Annotated in this window: 17 protein-coding genes; 5 read left to right on the forward strand and 12 right to left on the reverse strand. The window is 69.9% G+C overall.

All coding sequences use genetic code 11. The features are described from left to right. Positions 1-5: 5 nt before the first annotated feature. Both KF892_03185 and KF892_03190 read right to left on the reverse strand, forming a co-directional pair. A complete protein-coding gene (locus tag KF892_03185; GenBank protein ID MBX3623992.1) occupies positions 6-2063 on the reverse strand; it encodes a PAS domain S-box protein in 2058 nt (685 codons plus the stop codon). After that, a complete protein-coding gene (locus tag KF892_03190) occupies positions 2060-2797 on the reverse strand; it encodes a response regulator transcription factor (protein MBX3623993.1) in 738 nt (245 codons plus the stop codon). Before KF892_03190 ends, KF892_03185 begins: the two co-directional genes overlap by 4 nt. Positions 2798-2974: 177 nt before the next feature. Here KF892_03190 and KF892_03195 point away from each other — a divergent pair, with 177 nt between their 5' ends. Beyond that, on the forward strand, positions 2975-4540 hold the full coding sequence (locus KF892_03195; GenBank protein ID MBX3623994.1) for an MCP four helix bundle domain-containing protein: 1566 nt from the start codon (positions 2975-2977) through the stop codon (positions 4538-4540). Positions 4541-4567: 27 nt separating this feature from the next. Here KF892_03195 and KF892_03200 read toward each other — a convergent pair whose 3' ends face one another. Beyond that, a complete protein-coding gene (locus KF892_03200; protein MBX3623995.1) occupies positions 4568-5323 on the reverse strand; it encodes a DeoR/GlpR transcriptional regulator in 756 nt (251 codons plus the stop codon). Between the two features lie 86 nt (positions 5324-5409). Here KF892_03200 and KF892_03205 point away from each other — a divergent pair, with 86 nt between their 5' ends. Next, on the forward strand, positions 5410-5796 hold the full coding sequence (locus KF892_03205) for a DUF4406 domain-containing protein (protein MBX3623996.1): 387 nt from the start codon (positions 5410-5412) through the stop codon (positions 5794-5796). Here the strand turns inward: KF892_03205 and KF892_03210 are convergent. The 3 genes from KF892_03210 to KF892_03220 form a co-directional block, all read right to left on the reverse strand. Further along, complete coding sequence (locus KF892_03210; GenBank protein ID MBX3623997.1) at positions 5760-9554, reverse strand: response regulator; 3795 nt, start codon at positions 9552-9554, stop codon at positions 5760-5762. The genes KF892_03205 and KF892_03210 overlap by 37 nt on opposite strands. Before the next feature lie 235 nt (positions 9555-9789). Then, positions 9790-10188 (reverse strand): hypothetical protein, encoded by a 399-nt coding sequence (locus tag KF892_03215; protein MBX3623998.1) that lies wholly within the window; start codon positions 10186-10188, stop codon positions 9790-9792. Positions 10189-10270: 82 nt separating this feature from the next. After that, positions 10271-10546, reverse strand: coding sequence for a hypothetical protein (locus KF892_03220; protein ID MBX3623999.1), 276 nt, complete (start codon positions 10544-10546; stop codon positions 10271-10273). Between KF892_03220 and KF892_03225 the strand changes: the two genes are divergently transcribed. Next, a complete protein-coding gene (locus tag KF892_03225) occupies positions 10545-11036 on the forward strand; it encodes a phasin family protein (GenBank protein ID MBX3624000.1) in 492 nt (163 codons plus the stop codon). The two genes, KF892_03220 and KF892_03225, sit on opposite strands and share 2 nt — an antisense overlap. A gap of 12 nt (positions 11037-11048) precedes the next feature. Here the strand turns inward: KF892_03225 and KF892_03230 are convergent, their stop codons facing one another. Beyond that, positions 11049-11507, reverse strand: a complete 459-nt coding sequence (locus KF892_03230) for a universal stress protein (GenBank protein ID MBX3624001.1) — start codon at positions 11505-11507, stop codon at positions 11049-11051. Between the two features lie 182 nt (positions 11508-11689). On the opposite strand from KF892_03230, the gene KF892_03235 reads away from it, so the two are divergent. Both KF892_03235 and KF892_03240 read left to right on the forward strand, forming a co-directional pair. After that, positions 11690-12118 (forward strand): DUF4124 domain-containing protein, encoded by a 429-nt coding sequence (locus KF892_03235; protein ID MBX3624002.1) that lies wholly within the window; start codon positions 11690-11692, stop codon positions 12116-12118. Between the two features lie 47 nt (positions 12119-12165). Further along, a complete protein-coding gene (locus KF892_03240) occupies positions 12166-12420 on the forward strand; it encodes a hypothetical protein (protein MBX3624003.1) in 255 nt (84 codons plus the stop codon). A 10-nt stretch (positions 12421-12430) separates the two neighbouring features. Here KF892_03240 and KF892_03245 read toward each other — a convergent pair whose 3' ends face one another. From KF892_03245 to KF892_03265, 5 genes are all read right to left on the reverse strand, one after another. Continuing rightward, the gene (locus KF892_03245) at positions 12431-13261 is read right to left on the reverse strand and encodes a universal stress protein (protein MBX3624004.1); all 831 of its coding nucleotides are present in this window, start codon (positions 13259-13261) and stop codon (positions 12431-12433) included. 26 nt (positions 13262-13287) lie between these two features. After that, positions 13288-14130: a universal stress protein gene (locus tag KF892_03250; protein MBX3624005.1), complete on the reverse strand. Its 843-nt coding sequence runs from the start codon at positions 14128-14130 to the stop codon at positions 13288-13290. 41 nt (positions 14131-14171) lie between these two features. After that, the gene (locus KF892_03255; protein MBX3624006.1) at positions 14172-14594 is read right to left on the reverse strand and encodes a universal stress protein; all 423 of its coding nucleotides are present in this window, start codon (positions 14592-14594) and stop codon (positions 14172-14174) included. Positions 14595-14710: 116 nt separating this feature from the next. Beyond that, positions 14711-15937: a beta-lactamase family protein gene (locus KF892_03260; GenBank protein MBX3624007.1), complete on the reverse strand. Its 1227-nt coding sequence runs from the start codon at positions 15935-15937 to the stop codon at positions 14711-14713. Then, entirely contained in the window at positions 15934-17091 is a 1158-nt protein-coding gene (locus KF892_03265; GenBank protein MBX3624008.1) for an amidohydrolase family protein, read from the reverse strand. Before KF892_03265 ends, KF892_03260 begins: the two co-directional genes overlap by 4 nt. Positions 17092-17238: the final 147 nt, after the last annotated feature.

Here is a 17238-nt window from a genome sequence, read left to right on the forward strand (position 1 = left end):
ACCCTTCAGTCCTTGACGGCCTTGAGCGCGGTGGCCAGCGCGTGGGCGAGTTCCTCGCGCGAGTAGGGCTTGGCGAGCAGCTCCCACGAGAGCGGGGCGCTCTGGCTGGTGTCGAGCAGCTCGGCCGAGAAGCCCGACATCAAGAGGATCGCCAGGTGCGGCAGGCGTGCCTGCGCTTCGCGGGCGAGGTCGGTGCCGCGCATGCCGGGGCCCAGCGCAATGTCGCTCAGCAGCAGCTCGTAGGCGGCGTCTTGCGTGAGCAGCGGCAAGGCCTGCTCGGCGCTGGCGCACGGCGTGACTTCGCAACCCAGCGTGGCGAGGAAGCGCATGGCCACCGTGCGCACCTCGGGCTCGTCTTCCACCAGCAGCACCTTGAGGCCGGGTGGGATCACGCCGGGGCGGGCGTCGGCTTCGCCCGAGGCCTGCTCGGCTTGCGCGAAGCGCGGGATGTAGAGCGTGACCGTGGTGCCCTGGCCCACGGTGCTGTCGAGCGTGATGGCGCCGTGCGATTGCTTGACGAAGCCGTACACCGTCGAGAGCCCCAGCCCCGTGCCGCGGCCCAGCTCCTTGGTGGTGAAGAAGGGCTCGAAGGCGCGCTCCTTCACCGTGTCGGACATGCCCGAGCCGGTGTCGGAGACCGAGATCGCGATGTAGGCCTCGGGCTGGTCGTGCAGCTCGAAATCTCCACGCAGCTGCAGGGGCAGCGTCGCGCAGGGCTGGCCGCTGAAGCTCAGCGTGCCGCCGTTGGGCATGGCGTCGCGGGCGTTGATGGCGATGTTGAGCAGCGCCGATTCGAGCTGGCCCGGGTCGGCGATGCAGGGCGGGCAGTCGTCGGGCGCGTTGACCTCGATGCGGATGCGCTGGTCGAGCGTGCGGCGCAGCATGTCGGCCAGCGAGTCGATCAGCGAGGGCACGTCGATGCGGCTCGGGCTCAGCACCTGGCGGCGCGAGAACGCGAGCAACTTGCCGGTGAGTTCGGCGCCACGCTTGCTCGCGCGCGCGGCGGCGCTCACGAGCTGCTGGGCGTAGGCGTCGCCGTTGACGGCGGGCAGCTCTTCGAGCACCTGCAGGTTGCCCTGGATCACCGTGAGCAGGTTGTTGAAGTCGTGCGCGATGCCGCCCGTCAACTGGCCCACGCTCTCCAGCCGCTGCGCGTGGTGCAGCGACTCTTCCGACTGCACGCGCTGCAGCGTGGCCGCGAGCAGGTTGGCCAGCGATTCGAGGAAGCGCACTTCGTCGTCGCCGAAACGCTGCGCCTCGGTCGACCGCACCGCCAGCGCGCCCACCACCTGCCCGCGGTCGGACAGCGGCACCGCCATCGCGCTCACGAGCCCCGCATCGAGGTAGGCCTGCGGCACGGTGTAGCGGCGCTCCTCGCGGTAGTCGGCCACGATGACGGGCTTGCTCTGGGCGAAGACGTAGCCGGGCGGCGTGTCGGGCCGGTTGGGGATGCGCCGCCCGATCACCTCGCTCGGCAGCAGGCCGGCCCCGGCCGCGATGCGGAACTCGAGCTGGTTGGGTTCAAGCAGGAAGACCAGCGCCACCTGCACCTGAAGTGCTTCCTTCGCCACCTGGGGCAACTGCTCGAGCAGCAGGGTGGCGTCGCGCGCGTCGACGGCGAGCCGGCCCATGCGCGCCACGCACTCGGCGTAGTGCGCGCGTTGCAGCGCACGCTTCACGCGCGGGTAGTTGCCGATGCCGCGGATGGCCACCACCACATGCGGCAGCCCCGCGCTCGCGAGCGGGCTGAGCGAGATCTCGACCATCACCTCGCTGCCGTCGCGCCGCTTGGCCACCAGCTCCATGTCGGTGCCCATGGGGCGCGGGCGTGGGTTCTTGGCGTAGGTGGCGCGGTACTCGGCGTGGCGCGGGCGGATGCTGTCGGGCACCAGCGCGTCGACCGACAGGCCCACGAGCTGCTCGGCGGTGTAGCCGAGCAGGGTTTCGGCGGCCGGGTTGGCCAGCTCGATCACGCCCTGGCCGTCGACCAGCAGCAGCGCATCGGGGTAGGCCGCAAAGATCGAGCGGAAGAGGGTCGGCTCGTCGAGCCCGGGCATGCTCATGCGGTGCTCACCTGAGGCACGAACACGTACCCGGCGCTGCGCACCGACTTCACGATCTGCGGCTGCTCGGGGTCGGCCTCGATCTTCTTGCGCAGGCGGCCGATCTGCACGTCGATCGTGCGGTCGAAGGGGGCGGCTTCACGGCCGCGGGTCTGCTCCAGCAGGAAGTCGCGCGAGAGCACCCGGCCCGGGTGGCGCGCCAGCACGCACAGGAGGTCAAACTCACCGGAGGTGAGCGCCACGTCGTGCCCCGCGGGGTGGGTGAGGCGGCGTGCGGCGGTGTCGAGAAGCCAGCCTTCGAACTTCAGGCGGTCGGGGTTGGCCGGGGCGGGCGCCGCGGCGGCCGGCGCGGCCGGCGAGCCCTCGATGCGGCGCAGCACGGCCTTGATGCGGGCCACCAGCTCGCGCAGGTCGAAGGGCTTGGTGACGTAGTCGTCGGCGCCGACCTCCAGGCCCACGACCTTGTCGACCGCATCGCCGCGGCCGGTCACGATCACGAGCCCGCAGCGCCAGCGCTCGCGCAGCTGGCGGGCGATGGTGAAGCCGTCTTCGCCGGGCAGGCCGAGGTCGAGCAGCACCAGGGCGGGGGTGTCCTTGGCCATCAGCTCCATCAAGGCCCGGCCGTTGTGGAGCTGGCTCACGCGGTAGCCGTGCGTCTTCAGGTAGCCGCCGAGCAGCTGGGTGATGTCGAGCTCGTCGTCGAGGACGGCGATGTGGGTGGCGGTGGTCGTCACGGGCGGGGGCAGGGCGCGGAAGAAGTCACAGGCCGAGGTTACCTCCACCCCGGGGTTTGACGCAGATCAGATCGTGACAGGGTCATCCCTTCAGGCCGGATTCACCCGCCCGACAACCGGAGATCGGCCGTGCTGAACCGGCGCTTGCCGACCCCTCACCACCCTGGGACCTCGCACATGAACCTGCAGAACCTCAAGCTCGGCACCCGCCTCATCGCGGCCTTCGTCTTCGTCTGCCTGTTGGGCGCCATCGTGAGCGCCGTCGGCATCTACAACATGGGGCGCCTCGACGACGTCGCCGACGCCATGTACGACCGGGAACTGCTCGGCGTCTCGTTCATGAAAGAGGCCAACATCAACCTCATCTACGTCGCGCGCGATCGCCGCAGTGCACTGCTGGCGCCCAGCGCCGCCGAGCGCGAAGCCTTCCTCAAGCGTGCCGACGAGAGCCTCGAGCGCATGCGCACCAACCTCGACAAGGCCAAGCCGCTTTTCGTGACGCCCAAGGGCCAGGCGCAGTTCGCCGCACTGGAGGCCGACCTGACCGAATACCACCGCCAGGGCGCGGTGCTGAAGTCCAAGATCGTCTCCGCCGACATGGACAAGCGCGAAGACGTGGCGCGCTTCCTCTTCGGCGACTTTGCCAAGCTCGCCAACGGCATCGACGACCGGATGACGGGCCTGGCCGAGCTCAAGGGTCAGAACGCCAAGGACGCCTCGGAGTTCGGCACGCAGCTCTACCAGTCGAGCCGTGCCTGGATGATCGGGCTCGTGGCGCTGGCGCTGATGTCGGGCGTGGCCATCGGCTACCTCATGTCGCGCTCGCTGACGCGCCAGCTCGGCGCCGAGCCCACGCAGGTGGTGGCGGTGGCGCAGGCCGTCGCCGAAGGCGACCTCGGCACCCGCATCACCCTTCGCAAGGGTGACAGCCACAGCATCATGGCCCGCCTGCAGGCGATGCAGGCCTCGCTCGCCTCGGTGGTGTCGGCCGTGCGCAGCAATTCCGAGAGCGTGGCCACGGCCTCCAGCCAGATCGCCCAGGGCAATGCCGATTTGAGCCAGCGCACGGAGGAGCAGGCTTCGGCGCTGCAGCAGACGGCCGCCTCGATGGAGCAACTTGGATCGACCGTGAAGCAGAACGCCGACAACGCCCGCCAGGCTGACCGGCTCGCGACCGACGCGAGCGAGGTGGCCAACCGCGGCGGCATGGTGATGGGCCAGGTGGTCGACACCATGAAGGACATCGACGCGCGTTCCAAGCGCATCGCCGACATCATCGGCGTGATCGACGGCATCGCGTTCCAGACCAACATCCTCGCGCTGAACGCCGCAGTGGAAGCCGCGCGTGCGGGCGAGCAGGGCCGCGGCTTCGCGGTGGTGGCGGGCGAGGTGCGCAGCCTCGCCAGCCGCTCCGCCGAGGCGGCCAAGGAGATCAAGGGCCTGATCGGCGCGAGCGTCGAGCGGGTGGAGCAGGGCACCGCACTCGTCGACGAGGCCGGCCGCACCATGGGCGAGGTGGTGGGCGCAATCCAGCGCGTGAGCCAGATCGTGGCCGAGATCAGCGCCGCGAGCGACGAGCAGAGCGCCGGCGTCTCGCAGGTGGGCGAGGCGGTGACGCAGATGGACCAGGTGACGCAGCAGAACGCGGCGCTGGTGGAAGAAAGCGCCGCCGCGGCCGAGAGCCTCAAGGGGCAGGCGGAGCAACTCGTGAAGGTGGTGTCGGTCTTCCGCCTGGAAGCCTGAGGCCGCGCAGCGCGCGCGGGCTGACGCTCAGGGCGTGTCGATCTTCACACCGCCCGCCCGCAGCGCCTTGAGCGTGCGGGCGGGGGTGCCCGATGGCACCACCACCTGGCTCACGTCGCGAAGTGTCGTCACGAGGAACGGCGAGGCAGCGAGCAGCTTCTCCGACGAGGCCAGCACCACCGTCTCGGCCGCGCGCTGGTGCAGCGCGCGTTTCACCGCTGCTTCTTCAGCGTCACCAGTGCTCAAGCCCGCCTCGGGGTGCACGCCGGTCACGCCCATGAAGTAGAGGTCGGCGCGCAGGCGCGAGGCGGCGGCGATCACGTCGGCGCCCACGTTGACCATCGAGTGGCGGAAGAGCCGCCCGCCGAGCATCAGGATCTCCAGGTGCGGGTGGGCCGCCAGGCTCACGGCGATGTTGGGGCTGTGGGTCACGAGCGTGGCGCGCAACGACGGGTCGATGTGCCGCGCCACCTGCAGCGCGGTGGTGCCGCCGTCGAGGATCACCACCTGGCCCGGCTGGATCATCGCGGCGCCGGTGCGGCCGAGCGCCACCTTCTCATCGACCGACACACCTTCGCGCACGGTGAGGTCGCCCATCGCGGCCGACGCGGGCAGGGCGCCGCCGTGCACCCGCTGCAGCTTGCCGGCCTGCGCCAGCTCGCGCAGGTCGCGGCGGATGGTGTCTTCCGAGGTGCCGAGTTCCTGGGCGAGGTCCTTGGCGACGATCTGGCCCTCGGCGGCGAGGCGCTGGAGGATGAGCTGCTTGCGTTGCACGGTGAGCATGGGGGCGGATTCTCGTCGGGGGCTTGTGCTCGTGCGCATGGGTGCCTATGATTGCACGAAGTTGCACGAAACTACATGAGGTTGCCATGAATGCCAATGTCCCAGACCGACCCCTTCTCGTCCTGATCGCCGGGCCCTACATGTCGGGCACCGACGGCGACCCGGCGCGCATCGCCGCCAACCGGGCCGAGCTGGAGCGGCACGCCCTGCCCATCTACGAGCGGGGCCACCTGCCGCTCATCGGCGAATGGATGGCGCTGCCGATCATTCATTCGGCCGGCGGCAAGGAGCATGGCGATGCGGTGTTCCAGGCCTACCAGTACCCGGTGGCGCACCGGCTCATCGAGCGCTGCGATGCGGTGCTGCGCCTGCCCGGCGCCTCGCGCGGGGCCGACATGGACGTCGCCCGCGCCCGCGAGCTCGGCTTGGAGGTTGTCTACGACGTGAACGAGCTGCCCTTGCGCGCTGCCTGAGGGCCGGCCTGCGCGGCCCGCGGCGGCAGCTCGTCGCCCGCAAGCGGTGGCCATTGCGACACCGGCGCGTCGCGCAGCAGCTGCTCCACGAGCCGGGTGTCGACGGGCTTGAGCAGGTGGTGGTTGAAACCCGCCGCTTCCGACTTGCGCCGGTCTTCGGCCTGGCCCCAGCCGGTGAGGGCGATGAGCGTCACCTCCTGGCCCCACTCGGTGGCGCGCACGGCGCTCGCCACTTCATAGCCGTCTCGCCCGGGCATGCCGATGTCGAGCAGCATCACATCGGGCCTGAAGCGCTCGGCCAGCGTCATCGCCTCGTTGCCGTCGAAGGCCACGGCCGTGTGATGGCCCTGCATCTTGAGGATGAGCCCGAGGCTGCGCGCCGAGTCGCGGTTGTCGTCGGCCACGAGAACGCGCAGTTGCTGCACGGGTGGCGGGGCGGGCAGCACCTGCGCTTCGGCGGCGGGGCGCTCGTGCAACGGCGCGGCCAGCGGCAGGGAGACGGTGAACTCGCTTCCCTGGCCGCGGCCGGCGCTGCGCAGCGTGATGTCACCACCCTGCATCTGCATCAGCCCGCGCGCGAGCGCGAGGCCGATGCCCAGGCCGCCCTGGCCGCCACGCTGTACCTGGGTGAACATGGTGAACACCTCGTGCTGCATCTCCGGCTCCACGCCCAGGCCGTTGTCGGCGATGCGGATGAGCGCGTGGCCGCCGTCCACTTCCACCCGCACCGACACCCGGCCTCCGCGCGGCGTGAACTTGGCGGCGTTGTTGAGCAGGTTGATGAAGACTTGCGCCAGGCGTGTCACGTCGGCATCGACCTCGATGGGCTCGGCCGGGACGTCGACCTCCAGCGTGTGCCCGGCATGTTCGATGAAGGGCCGGCTCGCTTCGAGCGCGTGCTGCAGCACCTGCCGCAGGCCGGTGCGCGTGCGCTGCAGCTCGACCTTGCCGCGGCTGATGCGGCTCACGTCGAGCAGGTCGTCGATGAGGCGGACCATGTGCGCGAGCTGCCGCTCCATCATCGCGCGCACACGCTCCTGCGTGGCGCCGTCTTGCACCCGGCGCAGGATCTCCAGTCCGTTGCGCAAGGGTGCGAGCGGGTTGCGCAGCTCGTGCGAGAGCGTGGCGATGAAGGCGCTCTTGCGGTCGTCGGCGTCGTGCAGCGCAGCGTGGCTCGCCTCCAGCTCCTTGCGGGCCAGCACCTGGCGCGAGATGTCGCGGAAGTAGCAGACGAGGCCGTGCCGCCCGTCGGGCATCGGGATGCGGTCGACGCTCCACTCGTAGTACTCGATCACGCCGCGGTCGCGCCGCCGCTCGGCGGTCTCGGGCATGGCGAAGGGCTCGCCGGTGGCGAGCGTGTGGCGGAAGATCGACTCCACCCGGTCGGCGTAGTGCGGGCTCCACAGCTGGTGCATGAGCTCGCCGAAGTCGCGCCCGACGATGCCGCCCTCGATGCCGTCGAACACCGGCGAGGCCATCGGGTTGATCTGCTGGATGCGGAAATCGGCGCCGACGAGCAGCGCCCCCACCGGCACGTGGCGCAGCAGGGCCGTGACCTGCTGGCTGTGCTCGCGCAGGTCGGCGAGGGCTTGGCCGCGTGCCGCCGCGCCGGCCAGCAGGCCGTTGACGCGGCTGCGCAGCTCGCGGGCGCTGAAGGGCTTGGCAAGGTAGCCGTCGGCACCGGCGGCGAGGCCTTCGATGCGGGCTTCCTCGCCCGCGCGGGCCGAGAGCATGAGGATGGGCACCGCCTTCAACGCCTCGTCTTCGCGCAGGGCCTGCAGGAGGCCGAAGCCGTCGAGCCTGGGCATCATCACGTCGGTCACCACGAGCTCGGGCGGCGTCTCGCGGGCGAGCGCCAGGGCCTCGGCACCGTCGTGCGCGGTGACCACCTCGTGCTCGGGCTCCAGCAGGCGCTGCACGTAGTGGCGCAAGTCGGCGTTGTCGTCGGCGACCAGCACGCGTGCGCGTTTCACGCCGGGCGGCGAAGGCGCGAAAGCCTGCGGCGACGGCGCATCGGGCAGCCAGCCCAGCGCCTCCTGGATGTAGGCATGCGGGTAGGTCGGCTGAGTGGCGGCATCGGGCGAGCGCACCACCTGCTCGTGCGGCAGGTGCTCGTAGCCGAGGGGCAGCTCCACGGTGAAGGTGGAGCCGTGGTCGAGCTGGCTCGCCACCTCGATGCTGCCGCCGTGCAGTTTCACGAGCTGCTGCACCAGTGCCAGGCCGATGCCGGTGCCTTCGTGGCTGCGGCCACGGCCGTCCTGCAGGCGGTGGAAGCGCTCGAACACGCGCGAGAGCGAATCCTCGGGAATGCCCACGCCGGTGTCGGTCACGCGCAGCCGCAGGCGGTCGCCCAGCGTGTCGACCGAAACCACGATCTCGCCGGCGAGCGTGTACTTGAGCGCGTTGGAGAGCAGGTTCAGCACGACCTTCTCCCACATGTCGCGGTCGACCCAGGCCCAGACGGGCTCGGCCGGCATGGCCACGCGCAGGCCGAGGCCGGCGCGCTCGCAGGCGGCGCGGAAGCTGCTCGCGAGGTCGGCCGTCAGGTCGGCCACGTCGGTCTGCTGGTAGCGGGCGTTGACGCGGCCGGCCTCGATGCGGGCGAAGTCGAGCAAGGTGTTCACGAGCTTGTGCAGCCGCTCGCCATTGCGCTGCACGATCTGCAGCGACTCGCGCACCGGCGGGGGCGCCTGCGCGATCGCCTCTTCCAGGGGCCCGAGCATCAGCGTGAGCGGCGTGCGGAACTCATGGCTCACGTTGCTGAAGAACTCGGTCTTCGCGCGGTCGAGCTGCGCCAGCGATTCGGCGCGGGCGCGCTCGTGCTCCGATGCGCGGGCATCGGCGATGGCGGTGCCGATGTGGTGGGCCACGAGTTCGAGGAAGGTGCGGTAGCCGGCATCGAGTGGCCGCTGCGGGCTCACTGCGGCGACGAGGACGCCGGCCGAGCCCTCGGTGGCGCTGCCGAGGGGCAGCAGCATCACGCGGCGCGCGGGCTCGCCGTCGGGGCCGCCGGGCAGGGTGAAGCTGCCCGGGGTGGCGATCTCCAGCGGCTGCTGCGCGCGGGCCACGTCGGCGAGCGGCCAGGGGCTCTGGGCCTCGCCGGGCTCGACGGCCGGCGGCAGCAGGCCCGGCGGCACCTCGAGGCTGGCGGCGGCCAGCCGGGCGCGGCCCTGTTCCAGCAGGTACACCGCGGCGAACGGCATGTCGTGCGGGTTCTCGGCCAGCACCTGCATCGTCTGGGCGCAGGCGCTTTCCACGCTGCGGCCCTCGCCGCGGCCCGCGCCGAGCTGGCGCAGCGTTTCCAGGCGGCGGGCGCCGACCACCTGCTCGGTGGTCTCGGTGCAGGGCGTGAACACCCCTTCGACCCGGCTGCCGTCGACCGACAGGATGGGCGAGTAGTTGAATCGGACGTAGACCTCCTCGCGCGGCAGCCGGCGTGACATGAGCAGCCGCACGTCGTCGGGCCGCGTGGCCTCGCCGGTGCGCACCACGCCGTCGAGCATCGGGCCGATGGTGTCCCAGATCTCGCCCCAGCATTCGCGCCCGGGCTGGCCGAGCGCGCGGGGGTGCTTGGCGTCGCTCAGGAAGGTGATGTACGCGTCGTTGTAGAGCATGGTGAGGCGAGGGCCCCACCACAGCAGCATCGGGAAGCGGGTCGTCAGGCAGATGTTGAGCGCGGTGCGCAGGTTCGCGGGCCACCGCTCGGGCGGGCCGAGGTCGCTTTGCGACCAGTCGAAGGCCCGCATGCGGCGGGCCATCTCGCTGTCTCCAGGGAAGATCCTTGCCAGCAGATCGTCGGGCAGGGGCATGCAGCAGCACTCCGGTTCGAGGCCATCTCCCTGAATCGTGTCCCTGCGGCAGCCCGTCCTCGCAGAGGCGGTCCTGGCGGACTCTGCGGGCTCGCGGGGCATTCTTTCGCGGGTGGAATGACCCACGAAAGAGAAGGCCTATCGCGGGTGATGCCTTGGCGCGCCGTGGCGCCTTCGGCGAGGCTCAGGTGCCGGTCGGCAGGACGTCGAGCTCGCCGAAATGGCTGCAGCTGCGGCAGACGGTCTGCTCGGGCGCTTCCAGCAGCTCGTCCCAGCCGATGAGCTGCTGGCATTCGTCGCACAGGCCGTAACGGCCACGGCCGATGCGGTCTTGCGCCTGGCGCACCGCGGCGAGCGCCTGTTCGGCGCGCTCGATGCGGGCGAGCACGGTGCCGCCGTCATCGGGTTTGGGCATGTCGCCCATGCGGGCGCGCTGCGCATGCGTCGACAGGCGGCTGCGCTGTGCGCGGATCTCTTCGCCCAGGTAGAGCGAGCGTTCTCGCAGGCGGCTCTGGAACAAGGCCAGGAGGATCATGTCCGGTTGCGCCGGACGCGGGGGCAGGTCCTTGCTACGGCTGGTCATGCGGATCTCCATCGAGCGCATCGCCTCCTTGAACTACCCGGTACAGCTTGAAGGCTTGCGCGGTTAGCGTCGTTGAGAACGATCAATTTCTATCGAGATGCGGCTCCGGGCGGCGAGCGCCCGAGCCAAGAACATAGCCGCTGAACTCGGGGTCGACAAGCGCTGTCTCGTGCTGCACCGCCACATCTGCGAGCACAGGCGCGAGGGCATACGTGCACCGGTGAAAGGGGCATTGCCCCAAAGCGTCTGCCGCGCGCTTCAATGCGGGTTCGCCACGGCATTCAGGAGGCATCATGGCCAGCAGAAACCAGAAGGCAGCCGCTTCGCGCGCAAGCACACCGGAGGCATCGATTCCCATGTTGGACGCGGCGGCGTCGTCCGGCTTCGCGCTGGCGCAGCAGCAGATGCAATCGCTGATGGCCCTGACCGACCTCGTGCTCAAGCGCGCCGAAGAGCTGCGCCGCTGCCAGCTCGACGCGGCACAGCAGGCACGCAAGCGGCATGACAAAGCCCGTGCGGATGTCGCGTCAGCCGTCAACCCGACCGAGCTTCTCAACGTGCAGGCCGAGATGCTGCGCGACGACCTCGAAAGCGCCAGCCAGTACTGGCAACGCATGGCCTCGATCTGCACCGCCGCGCAAGCCGAAACGCTGGAGCACTTCGCCCGCTCGGCCACGCAGCTTGGCCGCGCCGCCACCGAGGTGGGCGGGGCCACTGGGTTCACGGCTGCCGAGGCGGCGCCGGCCCAGCCCAACGGGGCCGATGCCACGCAGGCCTGGAACCGCTGGGTCGACCTGGGCAAGCAGTGGTCCGACATGCTTTACCGCACCGAGGCGGCGTTGCACTGAACCGCGCGCCGCTCACTCGTTGGTGTTTTGCACCCAGTGCACCTGGCCGCTCTTCACGATGGTGACGGGCACCGGCGAGCCGTGCAGCACCCGCTGCGACACCGAGCCGAGCACCGCGCTGCGCAGCACGCCGCGGCCACGCGCCCCCATCACCACTGCGTCGCAGTCGTAGCGCTCGCCGGCTTCGAGGATGGTCGGGCCGGGCTCTCCGCTCAGCAGCTCTTTCTCGAACTCGATCTCGGCCTGGCGCAGCAGGTCTTCCGCCGCTTCGAGCGAGTGGTGGCCGGCGGCACCGCTCACGCGTTCCAGCACGTCGGCATTCGGCGCGAGCACCATCTCGTAGAGGTAGGTCGGCTCCTGCACGTTGACGAGCACGACGGTGGCGCTGAGCCCGTCTCGCACGAGCGCGATGACGTGGCGCACCGCGTCGAGCGCATGTTCCGAGCCATCGACCGGCAGCAGGATCTTCATCGGGGCCTCCAGGCGTTGTGCGCCCGAGCTTACGCGCGCATCCGGCGCACGCCAAGCGCCCGGCCGGTGTGCGCTTGATCTGGCGCAGGCTCTGGCACACTCGCGCCAGCGCCGTGAAGAAGACGTCTGACGCGACATCGACACGGACTCCGCCCCCTCGCGGCCCCCCACGTGGACACACCATGAAGACACCCCTCCTGATCGCCGCCATCGCCCTCGCTGCACACGCCGGCCCGGCCTCGGCCCAGCAGATGTACAAGTGCGGCAACACCTTCAGCCAGACACCGTGCGCGCCCGATGCGGTGGCCAAGCCGGTGCAGTCGTCGGCCGCGCCCGATGCGGCGAGTGGGCTCAGCGGCTACGAGCTGTGTGCGGCGGCGGCGCGCAAGATGGCGAATTCGCCGGAGCCCGAGACCGCGCGCATCCAGCCCATCGGCGAGCGCCGCAGCGAGGTGATCCAGTACGCCGGCAAGCCCATCGCCACCCACCGCTACGACCTCGCCATCGATGCGAAGACGCAGTACGGCGTGTTCTCCGGCCTGCAGCCTTACGCCTGCTGGCTGAGCGAAGACCAGCGTCGGGTGCTGCAGTTCCGCTCCTCGCGTTTCTGATCCGCGCCTGAGGGCGGTGTGCGGCATCGATCTTGCCGGCACCGCGCATGGAAGATCTCTTGAACGCCGTGCAGTGGCCGGCCATGCTCGTCACCTTGCTCGCGTCGTGGCTGGTCGCCGCGCGCAGCGCACGCCGCCGCGCTGCAGGCTTCTGGTGCTTCATCGCGAGCAACCTGCTGTGGGTCGCCTGGGGCTGGCACACGCAGGCCTATGCGCTCATCACGCTGCAGGTGGGCCTCTTCGTGCTGAACTTGCGTGGCGCCAAGAAAGCGGAAGATGCCTCGGGCCCGCAAGGCGGGTGAGCGCTGGTTTTCAGTGCGCCACCAGCACTGGCAGCGGCACCTGCTTCAGCACCGAGCGCGACGCACCGCCCAGCACCAGCTCGCGGGCGCGGCTGTGGCCGTAGCAGCCCATCACCAGCAGGTCGCCCCGCAAGGCCAGCGTCTGCGCAAGGATGGCCTCGCCGATGCGCGAGGGCGCCCGGCCGAGGGCATGCAGCTGCGGGGCCACGCCGTGCGCCCGCAACCAAGTGTCGAGGGTGATGGGGGACGCGTGCGGCCTGCGGGTGTCGTGCGGCTCGTCCCACATCAGCACGTGCACCTCGTCGGCATCCTGCAGCAGCGGCAGTGCCGCCGCAACGGCCCGGCCCGACTCGCGCGACGGTTTCCAGGCGATGACGATGCGCCGGCCTGGCTCGCCGGTGCTCAGCTCGTCGGGCACCACCAGGGCGGCCTTGCCGCTGTGCACGACCACGGTTTCTGCAAAGTTGGCCGGGAGCTGGTCGGTATGGGCCCCGTGGGCAGCACGTTTGCCGAGCACCAGCAGGTCGGCAAAGAGCGCGCGGCGGGTCAGGGCGGCGAGTGGCGGGGCGGTCGTGGTCTCCGACCATTCGACCGGCGGGCCGCCGAGCGAGACCATCTTCTCGACCGCCGCTCGCGCGTGGTGGCGGCCGTCGATGTCGCCCAGGCGGGCCGCGTCGGCCAGCACGTTGGCCGAGAAGGACGAGGGCAGTTCGGCGCTCCCGACCGTGACCGCGAACAGCACGCTCACACGCGCCTCGTGCCGCGCCGCCAGCTGCCGGGCCACGCGAACCCGCACCGCGCAGGTGGGCGATGCGTCCAGGTGGACGAGCAGGTTGCGCATGGCGCTCCCGTCCGCTGCGGTGGGTGTCAGTGGGCCAGCAGCACCGGCACCGTCATCGAGCGGAGCACGGTGCGGGTCGTGCCGCCGAGCACCAGCTCGCGCGCGCGGCTGTGGCCATAGCAGCCCATCACCAGCAGGTCGCTGCCGAGGTCGGTGGTGAGCGACAGCAGCCGCTCGCCGGGCTGGCCGGGGCCGTCGCCATACCAGTGCAGCGTGGCGGTGATGCCGTGGCTGGCGAGGTACTGCTCGAGCTGGGCACGGTCGGCCGAGGCCTGCGCCGCGCCTTGCGGGTCGTTCCAGCTCACCACGTGCACCTGCTTGGCCTGGGCGAGCAGGGGCAGGGCGGCGGTGAGGGCACGGGCCGATTCGCGGCTGGCATTCCAGGCCACGAGGATGTTCTGGCCGACGGTGGCCACGTCGCCCGCGTAGGGCACCACGAGCGCCGGCTTGCCGCTGTCGATCACGACCGACTCGACGAAATCGGCTGGCACGTCGCGTGCGCTGGGGGCGCCGGGCTCATGCTGGCCAAGCACCAGCAGGTCGGCGCAGAAGGCCGCCTGGGCCACGCCCCACACCGGCGGCGCGGTGCCGAGATCGCGCCACTCGACCTGCGGGCCCGGGCTCTCTGCCGAGTGGTCGAAGGTGGCACGCGCCCGGTCGCGGCGGTCGGAATCGAGCTTGAGCACGAAGGCGCCCGCCTGCGAACTCTCGGCCGCGGCGAAGGGCATCTCCACGAAGCTCGAGGTCACGGCGAAAAGCCCCGTGATGCGGGCCCCGTGGGTGGCGGCGAGCTGGCGTGCCACCTGCAGCCGGGCGGCGCAACGCGGCGACGAATCGAGGTGAAGGAGGATCTGTCGGATCGGGCTCATGGCGGGGCCTTTCTGCGCGGTGGTTTCTTGCGCGGCAGGGCTCAGCGCACGATGAGCACCGGCGTCGTGCAGTGCCCCAGCACGCGCGAGGTCACCGAGCCCATCACCAGCGAGCTGAGCGGCGACTGCCCGTGCGAGCCCATCATCAGGAGGTCGAACTGGCCTTCCTTGGCGGTGGCGGCGATGGTGTCGGCCGCATGGCCCACCTTGATGGCGTAGGTGGGCTTCCAGGGCTTGTCGGCGAGGGCGGCGCGCACGCCCTTCAAGGCCATCTCGGCCTGCTCGTCGTAATAGCCTTGCAGCGTGGCGCGGTCGATGTAGCCGGTGACGTGCGGCGGCACGGGGGGCACGACCGTCAGCACGGTGAACTCGTTGGTGTTGCCCAGCAGCTCGGGGTGCGCGCCCAGGTAGGCCAGCATGCGTTGGGTGTAGACGCTGCCGTCGACGGCCAGGAGCAGTTTCATGGTGAAGCCTCGTGTGGTGAAGGAAAGCTGAACCTTACAGTACAGCGGCCCCCCTCCACCGGCGCTTGACCGGGGTCAAGTCGCGAGGCTCGAACCCCCGAAGTGCCGACGGGAACTCAGTCGACGATGGCCGAGTAGACGAGGTTCTTCAGCTGGCCGCGGATGTTGAAGGTGCCCGAGGGCACCAGCTGCGTCATGAAGATCACCACCAGGTCTTCGCGCGGGTCGACCCAGAAGATGGTCGAGGCCATGCCGCCCCAGTAGAAGTCGCCCGGGCCGTAGCTGCCGGCCGCCACTTCGCTGATCGTGGTGGCAAAACCCAGGCCGAAGCCGATGCCTTCGTTGGCTGTCTCCGAGAAGTTGCCGAGCGCCACCTGCGTCAGGTCTTTCCCACCGGCCAGGTGGTTCTGCGTCATCAGGCGAAGGGTGCGCGGCCCCACGATGCGCGCGCCATCGAGTTCGCCGCCGCGGCGCAGCATCTCGCAGAAGCGGTGGTAGTCGGCCATCGTGCTCACCAGGCCACCGCCACCCGATACGAACACCGGCGGTTTCGCGTAGGTGCTGTTCTGCGGGTCGTCCATCACCGCGAGCGTCTTGTCTTCGCGGCGGATGTAGTTGGCCGCGAAACGGTCGACCTTCTCGGGCGCGATCTGGAAGGCGGTGTCCTTCATGCCCAGCGGGTCGAAGATGTGCTTCTGAAGATAGTCTTCGAAGGGCATGCCCGCGATGGCCTGCACGAGATAGCCGCAGACGTCGGTCGAGAACGAATACATCCAGCGCTCGCCCGGCTCGTAGCGCAGCGGCACCTGGCCGAGCTTCTTGACGAAGCTTTCCAGGTCTTGCCGCGCACCGCGGGTGAGGCCGAGGTCGCTGTAGACCTGGTCGACCGGGTGCAGCGTGGCGCCGGGAATGGCGAGCGGCCCGCCGCCGTAGGTGATGCCGCCGCTGTGGTTGAGCACGTTGCGAAAGCTCACCGGCCGGTCGGGCGCCTTGGTCTGCATCGTCGGGCCCGAGCCCGAGACCCACACGCGCTGCTTCTTCCACTCGGGGATGAAACGCGACACCGGGTCGTTGAGCTGGAAGTGGCCTTGCTCGTAGAGCTGCATCAGCGCGATCGAGGTGATCGGCTTGGTCATCGAGTAGATGCGGAAGATGGTGTCGTCGCGCAGCGGCTTGTTGCGCTCGCGGTCCATCAGGCCGAGCGCACTTTGATAGGCGATCTTGCCGTGGCGCGCCACCAGCGTCTGGCAGCCGGGCAGCTTGCCGGTCTTGATGTAGTGCTTGTTGAGGTGCTCGGTGATGAGCCCGAGGCGGTCGGCGTCCAGTCCGCTGCTGTTGCTCATGCCGGCACCGCCATCATGTTTTCGAAGTTCGTGCGGTAGAACATTTCCTTGGCGTCCTCGGTGATGTCGGTGAAGGTGCGCTCGAAGCGGCCGATGGGGTCGTTGGTGCCTTCGGGGTGCGGGTAGTCGCTCGAGAAGAGGAAGAGCTCGGGCCCCGCGTCACGGATGATGCGGCCCACGTCTTCGCCGGGGAAGGGCGTGAACTTCACCGCGCGGCGGATGTACTCCGATGGCTTCATGGGCATGGCGGCGAGCGTCGGGTCGCCCTTCTTGAAGATGCGCTGCGACAGGTCGAGCATGCGCAGGAACTCGGGCACCCAGCCCGCGCCGAGTTCGATCACGCCACCTCTGAGCTTGGGGAAGCGCTCGAACACGCCATCGAACACCAGCGCCGTGAGGAACTGCTGCGGCGCGATCGACAGCACCATGAAGTCGCGCACCCGGAGGTTCTCGCCGTCTTCGGCGCCGGTGATGTCTTTCGGCTTCGGCAGGCCGTTGTTCTCGTACTCGGGGATCTTGGTCTTGCTGTTGGGGCCCACGTGCAGCATGAACGGCACGCGCAGGTCGCAGAAGGCTTGCCAGACGATGTCGAGATCGGGGTGGCCGGGCGACTTCTTGCCGGCCGGCATGCCGGGGATCCAGAACGCGCCGCAACCAAGGCGCACGCCTTCGTGCATCTCTTCCACGCAGCGCTTCGGGTCGGCGAGCGAGAGCTGGCCGACGGCGATCAGCCGGTCATCACCGGCGCAGAACTCGCCCATCGCGCGGTTGTGCGCGCGCACGCCGCCGTAGCGCACGTCCATGTCGTCATGTTGAAGGTACTGGCCGGCGCTGAAGGTGGAGAAGACGAGCTGGCGATGGAAGCCCAGGTCGTCGAGCGCCGCCTTGCGCTCGGCGGCGTCGAAGGCGCCCGGCGCACGCCAGCCCTTCAGGCCATGCACCACGTCGTTGGGCTGCTCGCCACGCGCGGCGCGCTCCTTCTGCTTCGCGACTTCCTGGTGGATGAACTCGTAGCTGTTGGTCGCCGACTTCGAGAGATTCAGCGGCGGCATCTTGTCGCGCAGCGCGGGGTCGGTGTGGCGGGCGATCCAGTCGACCGTCTCCATGATGTGGCTGTCGGCGTCATGGCAGACGCGGTTCGCGGCGTAGGTCATCACGATCTCCTTGTGCCCTGCGATGTGTGCAGGGTCTGAAAATTAGTATAACGATCGTGTAATAACGCGCGCCCGGGGCAACCCGCAGACGGGAGGGGTATGCGAGCGCACTCTGCGTCGTTCCCGCGAAAGCGGGAATGACTCGCA

It is taken from the genome of Rhizobacter sp., assembly GCA_019635355.1.
Classification (GTDB): domain Bacteria; phylum Pseudomonadota; class Gammaproteobacteria; order Burkholderiales; family Burkholderiaceae_C; genus Rhizobacter.